The organism is Micromonospora violae (assembly GCF_004217135.1).
Lineage (GTDB): Bacteria > Actinomycetota > Actinomycetes > Mycobacteriales > Micromonosporaceae > Micromonospora > Micromonospora violae.
This window is the reverse complement of record NZ_SHKK01000001.1, coordinates 251,387-268,061: the sequence shown is the minus strand read 5'-3', so window position 1 is coordinate 268,061 and position 16,675 is coordinate 251,387. Positions and strand designations below refer to the sequence as shown.

Below are 16,675 nucleotides of genomic sequence, written 5' to 3'. Positions count from 1 at the left end.
CCGGGTGCTGTTCCGCAGCTGGGCGCAGGTGTCCGACCCCGCATGGCCGGACGTGGCCCGGGTGCCGGACCACGTCGGCGGCTCCCACCTGGTCGTGACCCGGCACGCGTTGGTCCGCCAGGTCCTCGCCGACCCGGTCACCTACCGGCCGGACAACGCGCTGGACGCGGTGACACCGATGCCGGTGACCGCGTTGCGGGTGCTCGCCGGGCACCGGTTCCGACTGCCGCCGACCCTGGCGAACAACTCGGGTGCCAGCCATCCGCAAATCCGGGCGATCGTCGCGGAGGCGTTGCACCCCACCCGGGTCACCGCGCAGCGGCCCTGGCTCACCGCGCTGGTCCGCGACCGGGCCGCCCGGCTCGACGCCACGCTCGACACCGGTGCGCCGGTCGACCTGTACGCGGACCTCGCCGCCGACCTGCCGCTGCTGGTGCTGGCCCGGCTGGTCGAGCTACCCGACGCACCGGTGGGCGCGGTCAAGGAGTTCGCCCGCGCCGCGCTGGAGTTGTTCTGGGCGCCACTGGACGGCGACCGGCAGGTGGCGCTCGCCGCCGAGGTGGGCCGGTTCCACCGCGTACTGCGTGACTTCGCGGCCGTCGGTGGCGGGCTGGCCGCCGAGCTGCGCGCGGCCGGGCACCCGCCGGACGTGGTGGTCGGCGCGCTCTTCTTCCTGTTGGTCGCCGGGCAGGAGACCACCTCGCAGTTCCTCACTCTGCTGTTGCACCGGTTGGCCGGCGAGCCAGCGGTGCGGGCCGGCCTGCGCACCGGCGAGGTCGCGGTGGCCGACGTGGTCGAGGAAGGGCTGCGGCTGGAGCCGCCGATCGTCACCTGGCGGCGGGTGGCGGCGACGGCGAGCACGCTGGGCGACACGGAGGTGCCGGCGGGCAGCAGTCTTCTGCTGTGGCTGGGCCGCGCCGGTCGGGACCCGGCGGTCGTGGAGTCGCCCCACGAGTTCCGTCCGGGCCAGCGTGGATCACGCCGACATCTGGCGTTCGGGGCGGGCGCGCACCGCTGCGTCGGGGACGTGCTGGCCCGCATGGAGGCGGCCGTGGTGGTGACCGAGGCCGCGCCACTGCTGGACGACGTGAGCGTCCTACGTGCGCCCTGGTGCCCGGACAATCTCACCTTCCGGATGCCGGACGCGTTCGTGGTCCGCCGCCACCCGGGGACAACACCGGGCTGACCGGATCCTGACCTCCGCTCGGTATGTTTCCGGGCGTGTCAGCCACCACCACCCGTCGAATCCCTGCCGTCGCAACGCTTCTGGCCCTGCTGGCGTTGACTGGCTGCGCAGTCGGCTCCGGCCACCCGGCCCACGCCCGGCAAATCACCGCGGCCTCGCCGACCGCGTCCGCACCGTCCCCGACCCCGTCGGCGTCGCCGTCACCGACCGCGAAACCCCCGTTCAAGAGCCTGGCCTGGTACGTGTCGCAGGTGCCGACGTTTCCCGAAGCGCCGCCGCCGCAACCGGTGCCACTGCCCAGCACCGGTTCGGCCGCGTTCTGGCACCGCGTGCCGACCGAGCAGAAGGTCGCTTTCATCACCATCGACGACGGTGGGCTGGCCCGCCCACCAGGGGTGATCGACTTCATCTGGGAGGCGCGCATCCCGGTCACGATGTTCCTCAACTCTCCGGCGGCGGCCGAGCACACCGACTACTTCCGGCAGATCGAGGCGGTGGGCGGGGTCGTGGAGAACCACACCATCCGCCACAATTCGCTGGCCGGCAGGTCGTACGACTACCAGAAGCGGGAGATCTGCGGTGGCGCCGACAGGTTGGAGGGGCTGTTCGGCAAGCGGCCCACCCTGTTCCGGCCGCCGTTCGGCGAGCACGACAGCACGACACTGAAGGCCGCGCACGACTGCGGCGCGAAGGCGGTTCTGCACTGGACCGAGACCGTCCACGAGGGGAAGGTGCGCTACCAGACCCCGGAGAAGGTGGTCCAACCCGGTGACGTGCTGCTGATGCACTTCCGGCCGGCGCTGATGGACGACCTGCTCGCGGCGTTGAAGGCGATCCACCGGGCGGGGCTCACCCCGGCACTGCTGGAGCAGTACGTACGGTGATCAGGCCGTCGCCGTCCTGACGAAAGTCAGGGGTGGGTGGTGCCGTTCGGGCGCGGCGGGACAGCTGGTCGCTCGCCTAGCGTCAGCACATGATCACATTACGTGGGTTGACGAAACGGTTCGGGTCGACCGTCGCGGTCGACACCCTGACCGTCGACATCACGCCCGGCCGGGTCACCGGCTTCCTCGGCCCCAACGGCGCCGGCAAGTCCACCACCTTCCGGATGATCCTCGGGCTGGACCGTCCCACCGCCGGGCAGGCCCTGGTCGGTGGGCGGGCGTACCGGGAGCTGCGCCGACCACTGCACGAGGTGGGCGCGCTGCTCGACGCCCGGGCCATCCACCCGGCCCGGTCCGGTCGGGCGCACCTGCGGGCCATGGCGCACAGCAACGGCATCCCGCTGCGCCGCGTCGACGAGGTGCTGGACACCGTCGGCCTGGACGGACGGGCCGCCGCCAAGCCGGGGCGGACGCTCTCTCTCGGCATGGGCCAGCGGCTCGGCATCGCCGGCGCGCTGCTCGGCGACCCGCCGGTGCTGATGTTCGACGAACCGGTGAACGGCCTCGACCCGGACGGGGTGCGCTGGGTACGGCAGCTGACGCGCTCGCTGGCCGACGAGGGGCGGACCGTTTTCGTCTCCAGTCACCTGATGAGCGAGATGCAGCTCACCGCCGACCAGCTCGTGGTGATCGGCCGGGGACGACTGCTCGCCGACGCGCCGATCGGCGAGGTGCTCTCCCGCAGTACGGTCGCGGTCCGGGTCCGCAGCCCGCACCCGGACGGGCTGGCCGCCCTCGCCGCGCGCCTCACCGCCGCCGGGGCGACCGTCGAGGCGGCCGACCGGACCGAGCTGAGCGTCACCGGCGTCACCCCGGACCAGGTCGGCGACCTGGCCCACCAGCTCGGTGTACGACTGCACGAGCTGAGCGCGCACGCCGCGTCGTTGGAGCAGGCGTTCATGGAGCTGACCGCCGACAGCGTCGAGTACGCCGGTGGCCCGATCGAAGGTGGGCAACGATGAGCGCACAGACCGACACGAAAACCCGTCCCGCCATCGCGCCGGCCGGCGGTGCGCCGGCTGCCTTCCGCGCGGCGGTGGCTGCCGAGTGGACCAAGCTCTCCTCCGTGCGGAGCAGCTGGTGGACGGCGCTGGCCGGGCTGCTGGTGATGGCCGCGAGCGCCGGCCAACTGGCCATCTACGCCGCGAACGACAACACCAACGACGACCCGACCGACGACCGGGGGATCGTCACCGTCGGCAGCGTGCTGATCGACTCGGTCGAGCTGACCCAGTACGTGGTGCTGGCGCTGGGCCTGCTCGCGATCACCGCCGAGTTCACCAGTGGCACCATCCGTACGACGTTGCAGTGCACTCCGTCGCGCGGTCGCGTCCTGCTGGCCAAGGCCGTGGTCGCCGGCGCGGTCACCTTCGCGCTCGGGTTGCTGCTCGGCGGCGTCGGCGTCCTGGTCGCCCGGCCGGTGCTCGGCGAGTGGGGCAGCGCCCCGGCCGCCGCCACGATCGGCGACATCGTGCGCGTCGCCATCTACCTGGCGCTGGTCGGCGTCCTCGCCCTGGGCCTCGGCGCCGCGTTGCGCAGCGCGGTGCTCACCCTCACCGTGCTCCTGGCCACCCTGATGATCGTGCCGCTGTCCCTCCAGGAGCCGGACATCGACGTGTTGAACCGGATCGCCGACGTGTTCCCCGGCGTGGCCGGCGGGCACTTCCTGGTCGGCGACACCGAGCCGTACCCGCGCCTGGTCGGGCTGCTCCTGCTCGCCGGGTGGGCCGGCGCGGCGCTGCTGCTGGGCCGGACCGCGCTGCGTCGCCGCGACGCCTAGGTGTTCTGAGCGGGGGCCGATCGGCCCCCGCTCAGCCGTCCACCAACCCCGCCTCGTACGCGAGGATCGCCGCCTGCACCCGGTTGCGTACGTCCAGACGGGTGAAGATGCTGGTCAGGTAACTCTTCACGGTGCCCTCCACGAGGTGCAACCGGCGGGCGATCTCGGCGTTGGAGAGGCCCGCCCCGACCAGGGCCAGCACCTCCCGTTCCCGCTCGGTCAACCCGGCCGTACGGTCACGTGCGGCGGGTCGACGGGCCAGCCGGCCAGCCCCCAGCTCGATCACCCGGCGGGCCACCCTCGGCGACAGGTACGCCCCACCGTCGGCGACCGCGTGCACACCGGCGATCAGCTCACGCGGATCGCCGGCCTTGAGCAGGAAACCGCTGGCACCGTGCCCCAGCGCCCGGGCCACATGGTCGTCCTCACCGAACGTGGTGAGCATGATCGTCGCGGTGTCCGGCGCGACCCGGCGGATCTCGGCGGCGGCGGCCAACCCGTCCAGCCGCGGCATCCGGATGTCCAGCAGCGCGACCCGCGGCCGGTGGGCACGGACCAACTCCACCGCCGCGTGCCCGTCGCCGGCCTCGGCGACCACCTCGATGTCGGGATCGCTGGCCAGGATGGCCCGGACGCCGGCCCGGATCATCGCCTCGTCGTCGGCCAGCACCACCCGGATCGGCGGTGCCCCCGGCACGTCGCTGTCCACTAGGCGATCCACTCCTTGCTGACCAGCCGGCCATCGGTGAAACACAGCCGCCAGGTCGGCGCCGCGAGGGGGAAGTTGCCGTCGGTGTAGTACTCGCAGCCGGCCCGGTCGCCCGCGGCGGGGCGTTCCAGGTGCCGCCGGGGCAGCCCGACCAGCTCCGACCGGGCCGCGCCGACGCGCAACTGGTCGAAGGTGGCCCGGTCCAGCACCGTCCCGGCGGTCGCCACCGGGTAGTAGACGAGGGAGAGCACCAGAGCGAAACCGACAGGTGCGACGAGCGCCACGAGCAGGCTGCGCCGAACCCGCCGCCGGGCATCGTGCAGCCGCTGCTCGGCATCCGCCGGCCGCTCCACCGGACCGGGCCGCTCGTCCCACCGTGCCACCTGCCCGACCTCGGCCGCCTCGGCTGGCGGTGCGATGGCCGGCAAGACGGTGGCCGGCAGTGCGGTGGCCGACAACGCGGTGGCCGGCGGTGCGGTGGCGGGCAACACCGCCCGTACCGCGAAACCGCCGTCGGCGCGGTGGCCGGCGTCGAGCGTTCCACCGGCGAGGCGGACCCGCTCGGCGAGGGCGAGCAGCCCACTGCCCTGCGACGGCGGGGCGGGCAACGGGCCGGCCGGCGGAGCGTCGTTGACGACGCTCACCTCGACCCGGCCACCGTCACGGGTGAGGCGCACCTCGACCGGGGCACCCGGGGCGTACCGGGCCGCGTTGGTCAGCGCCTCCCGGACGATCCGGTGAGCCGCGTGACCGGCCATCGCCGGTAGCTCCGCCGCCGCCGGGGCGGCGTCCAGCCGTACCGCCATGCCCGCCTCCCGGGCACCGTCGACCAGGTCCGCGACGGTCTCCCCGCTCGGACGCAACGACGCGCCGGCCTCCTCGCGGAGCACCCCGATGATCTCGTGCAGTCGCTCGGTGGCGGCGGCGACACTGGCCCGCAACTCCCCGGCCGCCGCCCGGTGCCGGTCGTCGAGGCCGGCGGCGACCTCCAGGGCGGCGGCGCGCACCGCGATCAGGCTGAGGTCGTGACCCAGCGAGTCGTGCATCTCCCCGGCGATCCGGGCCCGCTCCCGCAACCGGATCCGTTCGGCGGCGCCCCGCTGCTCGCGGGTCAACGCGTCGATGTGCCGGCGACCCGCGTCCGCCAACTCCTGCTGCTGACGCCGGTACCGGCCGACCAACCAGGGGAACACGGCGGCGAAGAGCAGCACCGAGGCGAGCAGGAACCAGGTGGCCGCGCCGACGCCGAGCAACCCCAGATTGAGCGCCGTGCCGCCGGCCACGATCAGCACGAAGACCCCGACCGCCGAACCCACCGAGGCACTGCGCCGCCCGGCGAGATAGCTGAAGACCGGAATCGCGAACACGAAGTTGCCGTCGACGACCGACCCCAGCACCACCAGCACGACGGCGACCAACGACTGCCGTCGACTCGCCACCACCGCCGCGCCGAGAAGCACCAACTTGCCGACCACCAGCGGCAACGCGTACCGCGGATGGGGCGGGCTGAAACCGGCATAGGCGACCGGGGCGGCCACCACCGCCCAGAGCAGCGCGTCCGACAACAGGCGACGCCGCCGGTCCAACCGACCGGGTGGCCGAGAGTCGAGGATCCGCACGGCGATCAGGCTACCCACATGCGACCTGGGCGGACACCGACGAAAGTCAGGTGTTCAGCCGCTCTCCTCGGCCCACACCCGCCAGTCGTCGAGCACGCCGTGCAGCGCCGGGGTGAGCCAACCCGGCGCGGAACGCCGGAACACGCCCGGGTCCATCGCGCCCGCGCCATCGGGCAGCGCGCCGAGCAGATTCGGCACCAGGTCGGTGAGGTTCGTCCAGTGCACCAGCTCCGGCCGGGCCGGCCAGGCACCGATCACCACACCGGCCGGCACCGCCCGACGGTCCAACGCCTCCAGGGTCAACGCGGTGTGGTTGAGCGTGCCCAACCCGGCGCGGGCCACCACCACCGCGGGCGCGCCCAGCGACACCGCCAGGTCGGCCATCGTCCACGGCTCACCCGACGGTCGCAGCCCCATCGGCACCAGCAGCCCACCCGCGCCCTCGATCAACACGAGGTCGTGCTTGTCGGCCTCCGCACGCACCGCGTCCACCGCCGTGTACAACTCCAGCGGCGGCAGATCGGCGACCCGCGCGGCGGCCAACGGGGCGAGCGGATCCGGGTAGCTGACCAGAGTCCGACCGGTCAGCGGCGCGGCCAACCGGTTCACCGCGTCCACGTCGCCGGGCTCACCGCCAGCCGTACCGGTCTGACCCGGTTTGACCACCGCCACCCGCAGCCCGGCAGCCTGGGCCGCGGCCGCGATCGCCGCCGTCACCACCGTCTTACCGACATCGGTGTCCGTCCCGGTAACCAGCACCGGCCCCGCCCACCCGGTCATGGGGCACAGTCCACGATGACACCCAGCGCCCGCTCGAACGCCGCCCGCGGTACCCCCGCGCTGACCGTCAGGCGCAGCCGGGAGCGGCTGTCCGGGGTGGAGGGTGGTCGGAAACAGCCCACCGCGACGCCCCGGTCCCGGCAGTCCTCGGCCCAGGCGGTGGCCGCCTCCGGCCCGGGGGCGGTCACCGAGATCACCGCCGCGTCCGGGGCGGAGACGGTCAGCCCGGCCGCCCGCAGTCGACCGACCGCCACGCTCACCCGGTCGGACAGCTCGGCGCGCAGGTCGTCGCCGGCCCGGGCGACGCGCAGCGCGGCGTGCACACCGGCGGCGACCGCCGGCGGCAGCGCCGTGTCGAAGATGAACGTACGCCCGGTCTCGACCAGGTGCCGGACGAACTCGGCCGGGCCGGCGACGACGCCACCCGCCCCACCGAGGGCCTTGGACAGGGTGGCGGTGATCACCACGTCCGGCTCACCGGCCAGCCCGGTGGCCGCCACCGCACCCGCGCCGGAAGGGCCGGTCAGACCGAGCGCGTGCGCGTCGTCGACCAGAAGCAGCGCGCCGTGCCGGCGGGCCACCGCATGCAGCCGCGCCAGCGGGGCGAGGTCACCGTCGACCGAGAAGATCGACTCGGTCACCACCACCGCCGGGCGGCCGGGAGCGGCCGCGAGGGCGGCGGCGACCGCGTCCACGTCGGCGTGCGGGGTGACCACCGTCTCCGCGCCGGAGAGGCGGCAGCCGTCGATCAGCGAGGCGTGGTTGTGCGCGTCGGAGACGAGCAGCGTCCGAGGCTGGACGAGCGCCCGCAGCGCGCCGAGGTTGGCCAGGTAACCGGAGGAGAAGACCAGGGCGCTGTCGGTGCCCAGCCAGCGGGCCAGGTCCTCCTCCAGCGCCTGGTGCGCGTCGGTGGAGCCCCGCACCAGGCGCGACCCGGTCGCCCCCAGCCCGTACGCCGAGAGCGCCGCCGTGGCCGCGGCGGTGACCTCCGGGTGGGTGGCCAGGCCGAGGTAGTCGTTGCCGGCCAGATCGGTCAGCTGATCGTCGGCCGGGCGCGGATGCAGTCGCCGGGTGAGCCCGGCCTTCGCCCGCAGTTGGGCGCGGCGGTCGAGCGCCGCCAGCCAGTCCGCCACCGTCACCCTCCCCCGCTGTGCGTGCCGGTCAGCCCGAACACCCGCCGGGCGAAATTACCACCCGCCACCATCGGCCCGACCATTCCACTCGGTGCGAGCTGTCGGCGAACTGCCAGGGCATTCCGGCTGATCGGGGGGCCCAAGGCCTGTGCGAGAGCCCCTGGCCGGCCTGCGACGGGCCCAGACAACGACCGGCCGCGTTGGATGTTCGTCCGGATACAACACCGGTATCCGGACGAACATCCGCCTTGCCGGACCGCCGCCCGAACTCCGTCTCGGCTCGACCAGGGGCTCTCGCACAGGCCTAGTAGGGTACGAGCCATGCCAGAGATCCTCGACCAGGCCCGGACCCAGGTCCTGGGTGACGGTGTCGGCCTCGATCAGGCCGGCGTCCTCGCCGTGCTGAACCTGCCCGACGAGCACCTGCCCGCCGCCCTCCAGCTCGCTCACGAGGTGCGGATGCGCTGGTGCGGCCCGGAGGTCGAGGTCGAGGGAATCGTCTCGCTCAAGACCGGCGGCTGCCCGGAAGACTGCCACTTCTGCTCGCAGTCGGGTCTGTTCACCTCGCCGGTGCGCTCGGTCTGGCTGGACATCCCGTCGCTGGTCGAGGCGGCGAAGCAGACCGCGGCGACCGGGGCGACCGAGTTCTGCATCGTCGCGGCGGTGCGCGGCCCGGACGCCCGGCTGATGAAGCAGATGCGCGAGGGCGTCGCCGCCATCAAGGCCGAGGTCGACATCCAGGTCGCCGCGTCGCTGGGCATGCTCAGCAAGGAGCAGGTCGACGACCTGGTCGACATGGGTGTGCACCGTTACAACCACAACCTGGAGACCTGCCGGTCGTACTTCCCCAACGTGGTCACCACGCACTCGTGGGAGGAGCGCTGGGAGACGCTGCGGATGGTTCGCGACTCCGGCATGGAGGTGTGCTGCGGTGGCATCCTCGGCCTCGGCGAGACCGTCGAGCAGCGGGCCGAGTTCGCCGCGCAGCTCGCCGAGTTGGACCCGCACGAGGTGCCGCTGAACTTCCTCAACCCGCGCCCCGGCACCCCGCTGGGTGACCGCCCGGTGGTGGAGGGCAAGGACGCGCTGCGGGCCATCGCCGCGTTCCGGCTGGCCATGCCGCGCACCATCCTGCGGTACGCGGGTGGCCGTGAGATCACCCTCGGTGACCTGGGCACCCGCGATGGTCTGCTCGGCGGCATCAACGCGGTGATCGTCGGCAACTACCTGACCACGCTGGGTCGACCGGCGACGGCCGACCTGGAGCTGCTCAACGAGCTGAAGATGCCGGTCAAGGCGCTCTCCGCCACGCTGTGACGACCATGACGACGACGGAGCTGTGGTGCGACAGGTGCGGTGAGTCGGCGACGGCCACCGCCCATCCGGCCTGCGCCTCGGCCCGCCAGTTGGAGCCGCCCCGGTTCTGCCCCCGCTGTCGACGCCGGATGAAGGTGCAGGTGCTGCCGGTGGGCTGGTCGGCGGTCTGCGTCGAGCACGGCGAGATCCGGGGCTGAGCCGATGCTGCGGGGGCGGGCGGTGACCCTACGACCGGCGACGGTCGCGGACGTGCCGGCCCTCGCGGCGATCCGGGCCGACCCGGAGGTCCGCCGGTGGTGGCGCGGCGGCGACGACCTGGCCGATTCCGTCCGCGCCGACCTCGGCGACGACGACCTGCACGTGTACGCGATCGAGCACGACGGCCGGGTGATCGGCGCGATCCAGTGGTACGCCGAGTCGGACCCGGACTACCGGCACGCCAGCCTGGACGTCTTCCTCGATCCGGCGGAGCGCGGTGCCGGCCTCGGTGGTGACGCCATCCGCACCCTGGCCCGACACCTGATCGACGAGTACGGCCACCACCGGTTCACCATCGACCCGGCGGCGGCCAACAGCGCCGCGATCCGGGCGTACGCGAAGGTGGGTTTCCGCCCGGTGGGGGTGCTGCGCCGCTACGAACGCGGCGAGGACGGCCGCTGGCACGACGCGCTGCTGATGGACCTGCTCGCGGAGGATCTGGTCGGCTGAGTCAGCCCGCCCAGAGCAGATGCCCGTCGGGCAGGCGGCGGGCGCCCTCGGCCGGCCGGTGCGGGCTGAGCCGGCCGTCCGGCATGAGGTGCGACACCGGCACCCCGCGGCCGAGCACTGCGACGTCGGCGATCAGCCGCCGGTGGCAGCGCCACCAGACGCTCTCACTGCACATCACCGCTGTGGTGCGCGGTACGGCGTCGGCCAGCACCTCGTCCAGGGCCGCGTCGAAGTCGGGCGTGCGCGTGTGCGCGGCGTACGCCCGGAAGGCGGCGACAGTCCACCAGGTGTCCGGTTCCGGCTCGCCGGCGCGGACGTGCCGGCGACCGCCGAGGCGCGGCTCCCAGCGGTAGCCGATGCCCCGTTCGGGCAGCCAGCGTTCCATGGCCTCCCGGCGGACGTCCGGGTTGGTCCGGCTGGCCGGGTAGCGGCGCACGTCCACGACCAGGGCGACCTCCGCGCCGGCCAGCAGTGCCCCGAACTGGTCCCGGCCAGCGGCCCCGTGCCCGACGGTCACCAACGCGCGCTCCATCGACCCAGCTTGCCCCGGATCGCCGCCGTCCGCCCGCCGGCCCGGCACGGGCCACCGACAAGCGCGCCCGGCACCATACGGGTGCCGGGCGCGCTTCGGTTCTGCGCGGTGGGCCTAGCGCTGGAGGGTCAGCACACCCGGCCGCCACGGCAGCCGGTTGTAGTCGCCGCCCGCGTTGGGGTCCTTGCCCTGGTACAGCAACTGCAGGTTGCAGGCGTCGACGGTCTTGGTCTGGTCGGGGTTGGTGCGGACCAGGTCACCGTGGCTGATGTCATTGGTCCACGTCGCGCCGCTGTTGGCCTTGCCGGCGAACGGGTTGCTCTCGGTGGCGGCCTGCGGGGTCCACGAGCCGCTCAGGCTGGTGGACGTGAACGACCGGAAGTAGCGCTGCCCCTGGCTTCCGATCGCCTCGACGATCATCAGGTACTGGTTCTGGCCCGCCACCTTGTAGACCTCGACGCCCTCGAACAGGTTGTTGGTCGAGTCGGTCATGATCGTCGTGTAGTTGGAGCCGAAGCTGCCCGGGAAGTTCCCCAACGGCATGCTCGACCGGTAGATCTTGCCGTTGTCTCCGGCGAAGAAGAGGTACATGTTCTGGTCGTCGCCGATGAGGGTCTGGTCGATCACCCCGTACGGGGCGTCGGAGAGGGTGGCGGTGGAGAGCGTCTGCGCCGAGGACCAGCCGTTGGCGTTGGTCGGGTCGCTCGACGTCTTGTAGCTGAACGAGGTCGGTCCCCACTGGTACGCCAGCACCCAGATGTTCTTCGGGGCGAAGTACAGCAGCGTGGGCGCCACCGTGCCCTGGCTCATTCCGTTCTGGCTGGCCGAGGCCATGTCGGACCAGTTGGTGAACGGGCCGAAGTTCATCGAGCTGTACTGGCCGCTGCTGTTGACGTACGACCCGTAGACCAGGTGCTGGCCGTTGTGGACGACGTTGGTGAAGTCCTTGAGCGAGAGCCAGCCGTTCTTCGGGCTCGTCAGCGCGCCGGTCGACGACCACCGGTAGGTCGACGGGAGCGCGCAGCCACCCGTCGGCGGGGGCGTGGTGGTCGGCGGGGGCGACGTCGGCGGGGTGCCGCCACCGAAGTCGGTCCGCCACTGCTGGTTGGTCTGGCCGTGGCAGTCGTACAGCTGGACCTGTTGGCCGTTGCCGGTGCCCCAGACGTCCAGGCAGCGGCCGGATTGCACGCCGCTGATGGTGCCGTTGGAGTTGATGTTCCACTGCTGGTTCGTCCCGCCGTTGCAGTCCCAGATGATGATTCCGGTGCCGTTGGCGGTGGCCGCGCCGTTCGCGTCCAGGCACTTGCTGCCGTAGACCCGCAACTCCTTGTTGAAGGTGTACGTCCACTGCTGGTTCGACTGGCTGTGGCAGTCGTAGAGCTGGACCCGGGTGCCGTTGGTCTGCGAGGCGTTGGGCACGTCGATGCACCGGCCCGACTGCACCCCGGCGATCCGGCCGGTGCCCCCACTCGGCGGCGGGCTCACGGTCGGGGTGACGGTCGGGGTCACGGTCGGCCCGGAGGTCGGCGGGGCCGCGTTGAGCGCGTTGAGGACGGAGTTGTAGGCGGCCTTCTTGTTGCCGTTGCCGTCGAAGAGCAGCGGGTTCTCGTTCGAGCGCCAGGAGTCGCTGTCGCGTACGCCCCAGACGGTGATGCCGATGCAGCGCGGCACGTTCAGGCACGCCTGGGTCAGCCCGGCGTACTGGGTGGTGGAGGAGTTGGTGACGTCGACCTCGGTCAGCGCCACGTCCACGCCGAGGGCGGCGAAGCTGGACAGCGTGGTCTGGAAGTTGCTCGGCAGCGAGCTGCCGCCGGTGAAGTGGGTCTGCAACCCGACGCAGTCGATCGGCACGTTCCGGGACTTGAAGTCCTGGATCATGCGGTAGACGCCCTGCGTCTTGCCGTACGACCAGTTCTCGATGTTGTAGTCGTTGTAGCAGAGCTTGGCCGACGGGTCGGCCGCCCGCGCGGTGCGGAACGCCACCTCGATCCAGTCGTTGCCGGTGCCCTGAAGATTCGACTGGCGGCGGCTGCCGTCCTCGTTGAACGCCTCGTTGACCACGTCCCACGCGGCGAGCTTGCCCCGGTAGTGGCCCATCGCGCCGTTGATGTGGTCGATCATCGCCTGACGTAGGTTGCTGCCGTTGAGGCTCTGCATCCACCCCGGCTGTTGCGCGTGCCAGGCCAGGGTGTGCCCACGCACCTTCAGGCCACGCTGGGTCGCCCAGTTGTAGATCTGGTCACCGGAGTTGAAGTTGAACTGGCCCCGCTGGGGCTGTGTCGCGTCCGGCTTCATCTCGTTCTCGGCGGTGATCATGTTGAACTCACGCGCCGCGATCGTGCTGTACGTCGAGTTGCTCAGCCGGCCCGCCGCGATGGCGGTGCCGAAGTACCGGCCGGACTGCGCGGCGGCCGCGCCGAGGGTGCTCTCGGCGGCGTTCGCCGAGGGCATCATCACCGCGACGGCGGCCACTGTCACCACGCTGAGCGTGCCGCCGAGCAGCGCTCGGACGACGGGTGATCGCAGTCGCCGGGTCCCGCCGCGATGAACGGATGGGCTCATTGCCATCTTGGCCTCCTTGGTGGCCAACACCCGGAGCGCCGAGGCGGGACCGGACGTCTTGGTTGGATGATCAACTCAGTCGATGTTCATGCCATGCGGCCGGAACGACGTGGCCTGGCCTCAGGCGATGGCGCAGGCGGTGTTGTTGACGGTGAAGGCTGTCGGCTTCGGGTTGCTGCCGTTGTGCGTGCTGTTGAAGCCGAAGCTCACCGACGCGCCGGGCGCGATCGTGCCGTTGTAGGACAGGTTCGTCGCGGTGACCGCCGCGCCGGACTGGCTGACGGTCGCCGACCAGCCCTGGCTCACGGCCTGCCCGCTGGGGAAGCTGAACCGCAGGGTCCAGCCGTTGATCGCGGTGCTGCCGGTGTTGGTGATCGACACCGTGGCGGTGAAGCCGGTGTTCCAGTCCGTCGTGGCGTACCCCACCGAGCAGGTGCCGCCGACCGGCGGGGCCGCGGTGGTCACCGCGACCGGCGTGGACGCCGCGGAGGTGTTACCGGCCGCGTCGACGGCCACCACGTAGAACTGGTACGCCGTGGAGGCGGTCAGCCCGGACACCACCTGGGTGGTGCCGGTCGGCGAGCCGATCAGCACGTCGGTGGCGCCGGCCTCGCGGTAGACCCGGTAGCCGGTGACGCCCACGTTGTCGGTCGACGGGGTCCAGGCCAGGGTGAGCCCGGTGGCGGTGACGGCCGAGGCGACCGGCGTGCCGGGTGTGCTCGGCGGGGCGGTGTCGGCGGTGCCGGCCGGTGGCGTGGTCACGCTGAGCTTCGACGAGGCGGCCGACGTGTTGCCCGCGCCGTCGCGGGCCACGATGGTGTATTCGTACGTCCGCTCCGGCAGCAGGGTGGTGATGGTGATCGAGTTCTGGGTGACCGGCCGGGTGACCACCACGTCGTTGCCGACCTCGAATTCGCGCACGTCGTACCCGGCGAGGCCGCTGCCGCCGCTGTCGGTGGACGGCGTCCAGGTCAGCGTCACCGACCTCGGCGTCACCTGCGACGCCACCGGGGTGCCCGGGACGGTCGGCGCCGTGGTGTCCGGTACGGCCGGGCCGGGCTCCTCGCCCCAGACGCGGGTGGTGCCGGAGTAGAGCGGCACCTTCCGGTTGGGCCCGGCGGTGCTCTGGTACGACGGGTCGTTGGTCGGGTCCCAGGTGCCGCCCTCGGGCACGCCGACCTTGAACTGGACCTCCATCCGGTGCTGCGACTGACCGGCCGGGGCGATGGTGTACCCGGTGCAGTCCACCTCGACGTACCAGATGTCGCCGCTGAACTGCTTGGCGGTGGTCGGGGACGGGCAGCCCTGGGTGTAGCCGGCGGTGACCTGAACCGGGCCGGTGCCGTCGGGCCGGAAGTAGTACCGGAACCGGCCGTCGGTCAGCGCGCGGGCCGGGAACGCGGACTTGTTGTAGACCATCACCTTGAGCCCGGTGGCCCGAGGTTCGGCCTGCGTCACAGTGGTCTCCACGGTCAACTCGTCGATGTCCGGCACCTCGGCGACCGGGAAGTTCGCCAGCGGTGTGCCGCCGTACTCGGAGGTCAGTCGGACCAGCGCGGAGGTGAAGCCGGCGTTGTAGTCGGTGGCGACCTCGTTCATCACGTAGTCCGACCGGCTGTCGCTGTACGCGTCGTTGGGCGAGGACGGGCCGCCGACCAGCGCGCCGTAGAGGGTGTGCCGGGTCTCGACGGGCACCGTCTGGCTGTCCCACCAGGAGCCGTGCGCGGTGCGGTGGTGCGGGTTCTTCGGTGAGTTGGCGCCGAACCCGATGACGTAGCTGGAGTTGCGGGGGTTGTCGCCGAGCGCGTAGTTGATCTGCCGGACGGCGAAGTCGTGGTAGCGCGCCTTGCGGGTGGTGTCGGTGGTCTTGTCGCTGTAGACCAGCGCGGCGAACGAGGTGTTCGCGGCGTAGCGCAGCGCGCCCCAGGAGTCGAGCACCGCCATTCCGCCCGGTGAGTACGGCACCCGCTGCCCGTCCACCCCGACGGTCCAGTAGTCCAACCACCGGTTGGCGTCGTCGATGTACTTCTGCTTGCCGGTCAGGTTGGCCAGCAGCACGTACGCGCCGAACTGCTTGTTGTCCCAGGCGATGGTCCACTTGTAGGAGCGGGTGGTGGACTGGTTCTCGGTGCCGAGCTTGTCGTACTCACTCTCGGCCTTGGTCAGGTAGCTGGCCTCGCCGGTGGCCCGGTGCAGCCAGATCGCGGCCCAGACCAGCTCGTCCTGCCAGCCGCTCCAGGAGCGGTAGAAGCTCGTGGCGTCGGTGATGCACTCGTGGTAGGACTTTCGCACCGTGTCGGCGAAGGTGTAGAGCTGCCGGGCGTGCCCGAGCAGCCGGTCGGCGTAGGTCGCGTCGGTGGGCCGGAACACCATCGAGGAGGCGGCCATCGCGGCCGCCGTCTCGCCCGCCAGGTCCGCGCCGCCACAGCTCGCATCGATCCTGTACGCGGGCCGCGCCATCGGCATCACCTCGGCCGGGCCCCACCACTTGTGGTCGTCGTCGCCCTTGCCGACCTGTCCGTAGAGGACGTTGGCCGACGGGTGCGCCTTGATGAAGTAGTCGTTGACGAAGCGCAGGTTGTTGAGCAGGTGCGGCAGTTGCCCGGACGCGGTGTAGCCGCTGCGGTACTCGACCGCGCCCCAGGCGAGCATGGTGGCGCTGAACGCCATCGGGAAACCGAACTTGACGTGGTCACCGGCGTCGTACCAGCCTCCGGTGAGGTCGAGGCCCGCGCTGGCGCCGTCGGTGAGCGCGCTGTCTCCCCGCCAGGAGACGCGGTTCCAGTCGGGTAGTCGGCCGGACTGCTGCGCCTCGTAGAAGAGCAGCGACTTCTGCAATGCCTCGGCGTAGTTGTAGGTCGCTGCCGGCGCGGCGGAGGCGGGTCCGGACGGCGGCGCGGTCACCGCGAGGGACGCGCCGGTGAGCAGCGCGACGCCGATGGCCAGCAGCCGCCGCGGCCAGGGTTGGTCGGCGGCCGGTGACCGGCCGGGCTGGCCGTGGAACGGCCGGGTCAGGTGGCGCATGGCGGGCTCCTGTCGGAGGCGCCGCCGGCGGTCGCACCGACGCGGGACGGCGTACGGGCGGCACGGCCACCGGCGACAGCGGGGGTGGCGGTGTGACCACGGGGTCATGGAAGCGCTCCCATGGATAACCGACAATGTAATGGGCGGGTCGCCGGTTGGGAAGCCTGCCGGCCATGTCGCAGCGCGGGGACCCTCTCGTACTCACGAGTAACAAGTGCGGACCATTTCACACCATCGGCGTACATCTATTAACGGTCGCCGTTTCCGCAGCTCAAGGGATGGGACCCGAGAAAGATCCACGCGCCGTTCGGAGGCGTCGGCGGCCAGCCGGACAAACGTACTGTTGCTGACCGGCTACCGGGCACGAGACAGTACCGCTCA

14 protein-coding genes are annotated in these 16,675 nt (G+C 71.9%); 7 read left to right on the top strand and 7 right to left on the bottom strand.

Annotated features, from left to right (window positions below):
- The first annotated feature begins 4 nt into the window (after positions 1-4).
- The 4 genes from EV382_RS01220 to EV382_RS01205 all read left to right on the top strand — a co-directional run bounded on the left by EV382_RS01220 (position 5) and on the right by EV382_RS01205 (position 3,910).
- The gene (locus EV382_RS01220) at positions 5-1,186 is read left to right on the top strand and encodes a cytochrome P450 (protein WP_130399825.1); all 1,182 of its coding nucleotides are present in this window, start codon (positions 5-7) and stop codon (positions 1,184-1,186) included.
- Between the two features lie 35 nt (positions 1,187-1,221).
- A complete protein-coding gene (locus EV382_RS01215) occupies positions 1,222-2,070 on the top strand; it encodes a polysaccharide deacetylase family protein (RefSeq protein ID WP_244236495.1) in 849 nt (282 codons plus the stop codon).
- Positions 2,071-2,159: 89 nt separating this feature from the next.
- Positions 2,160-3,092 carry an ATP-binding cassette domain-containing protein gene (locus EV382_RS01210; RefSeq protein ID WP_130399823.1) on the top strand — a complete coding sequence of 311 codons (933 nt, stop codon included), beginning with the start codon at positions 2,160-2,162 and terminating at the stop codon, positions 3,090-3,092.
- Positions 3,089-3,910: an ABC transporter permease subunit gene (locus EV382_RS01205; protein WP_130399822.1), complete on the top strand. Its 822-nt coding sequence runs from the start codon at positions 3,089-3,091 to the stop codon at positions 3,908-3,910. Before EV382_RS01210 ends, EV382_RS01205 begins: the two co-directional genes overlap by 4 nt.
- A 31-nt stretch (positions 3,911-3,941) precedes the next feature.
- Here EV382_RS01205 and EV382_RS01200 read toward each other — a convergent pair whose 3' ends face one another.
- From EV382_RS01200 to EV382_RS01185, 4 genes are read right to left on the bottom strand one after another with little or no spacing between them, the layout of a single operon-like run.
- Positions 3,942-4,559, bottom strand: a complete 618-nt coding sequence (locus EV382_RS01200; protein ID WP_130408313.1) for a response regulator — start codon at positions 4,557-4,559, stop codon at positions 3,942-3,944.
- Between the two features lie 59 nt (positions 4,560-4,618).
- Complete coding sequence (locus tag EV382_RS01195) at positions 4,619-6,238, bottom strand: sensor histidine kinase (RefSeq protein ID WP_244236494.1); 1,620 nt, start codon at positions 6,236-6,238, stop codon at positions 4,619-4,621.
- Between the two features lie 54 nt (positions 6,239-6,292).
- Positions 6,293-7,018 (bottom strand): dethiobiotin synthase, encoded by a 726-nt coding sequence (bioD, locus tag EV382_RS01190; RefSeq protein ID WP_130399820.1) that lies wholly within the window; start codon positions 7,016-7,018, stop codon positions 6,293-6,295.
- Entirely contained in the window at positions 7,015-8,151 is a 1,137-nt protein-coding gene (locus EV382_RS01185; RefSeq protein ID WP_130399819.1) for an 8-amino-7-oxononanoate synthase, read from the bottom strand. The genes bioD and EV382_RS01185 overlap by 4 nt, the downstream gene beginning before the upstream one ends.
- Before the next feature lie 321 nt (positions 8,152-8,472).
- Between EV382_RS01185 and bioB the strand changes: the two genes are divergently transcribed.
- Genes bioB through EV382_RS01170 form a run of 3 tightly spaced genes read left to right on the top strand, consistent with a single transcriptional unit; the run spans position 8,473 to position 10,176 of the window.
- A complete protein-coding gene (gene bioB / locus EV382_RS01180; protein WP_130399818.1) occupies positions 8,473-9,468 on the top strand; it encodes a biotin synthase BioB in 996 nt (331 codons plus the stop codon).
- 5 nt (positions 9,469-9,473) lie between these two features.
- The gene (gene bsaP / locus EV382_RS01175; RefSeq protein WP_130399817.1) at positions 9,474-9,665 is read left to right on the top strand and encodes a biotin synthase auxiliary protein BsaP; all 192 of its coding nucleotides are present in this window, start codon (positions 9,474-9,476) and stop codon (positions 9,663-9,665) included.
- Positions 9,666-9,669: 4 nt separating this feature from the next.
- Positions 9,670-10,176 carry a GNAT family N-acetyltransferase gene (locus EV382_RS01170; protein WP_130399816.1) on the top strand — a complete coding sequence of 169 codons (507 nt, stop codon included), beginning with the start codon at positions 9,670-9,672 and terminating at the stop codon, positions 10,174-10,176.
- 1 nt (position 10,177) lies between these two features.
- On the opposite strand, the gene EV382_RS01165 is transcribed toward EV382_RS01170, so the two are convergent.
- The 3 genes from EV382_RS01165 to EV382_RS01155 form a co-directional block, all read right to left on the bottom strand.
- Positions 10,178-10,708, bottom strand: a complete 531-nt coding sequence (locus EV382_RS01165; RefSeq protein WP_130399815.1) for a DUF488 domain-containing protein — start codon at positions 10,706-10,708, stop codon at positions 10,178-10,180.
- A 114-nt stretch (positions 10,709-10,822) separates the two neighbouring features.
- Positions 10,823-13,276 carry a non-reducing end alpha-L-arabinofuranosidase family hydrolase gene (locus tag EV382_RS01160; RefSeq protein ID WP_208758277.1) on the bottom strand — a complete coding sequence of 818 codons (2,454 nt, stop codon included), beginning with the start codon at positions 13,274-13,276 and terminating at the stop codon, positions 10,823-10,825.
- A 114-nt stretch (positions 13,277-13,390) separates the two neighbouring features.
- A complete protein-coding gene (locus EV382_RS01155) occupies positions 13,391-16,294 on the bottom strand; it encodes a glycoside hydrolase family 9 protein (RefSeq protein ID WP_244236493.1) in 2,904 nt (967 codons plus the stop codon).
- Between the last annotated feature and the right edge of the window lie 381 nt (positions 16,295-16,675).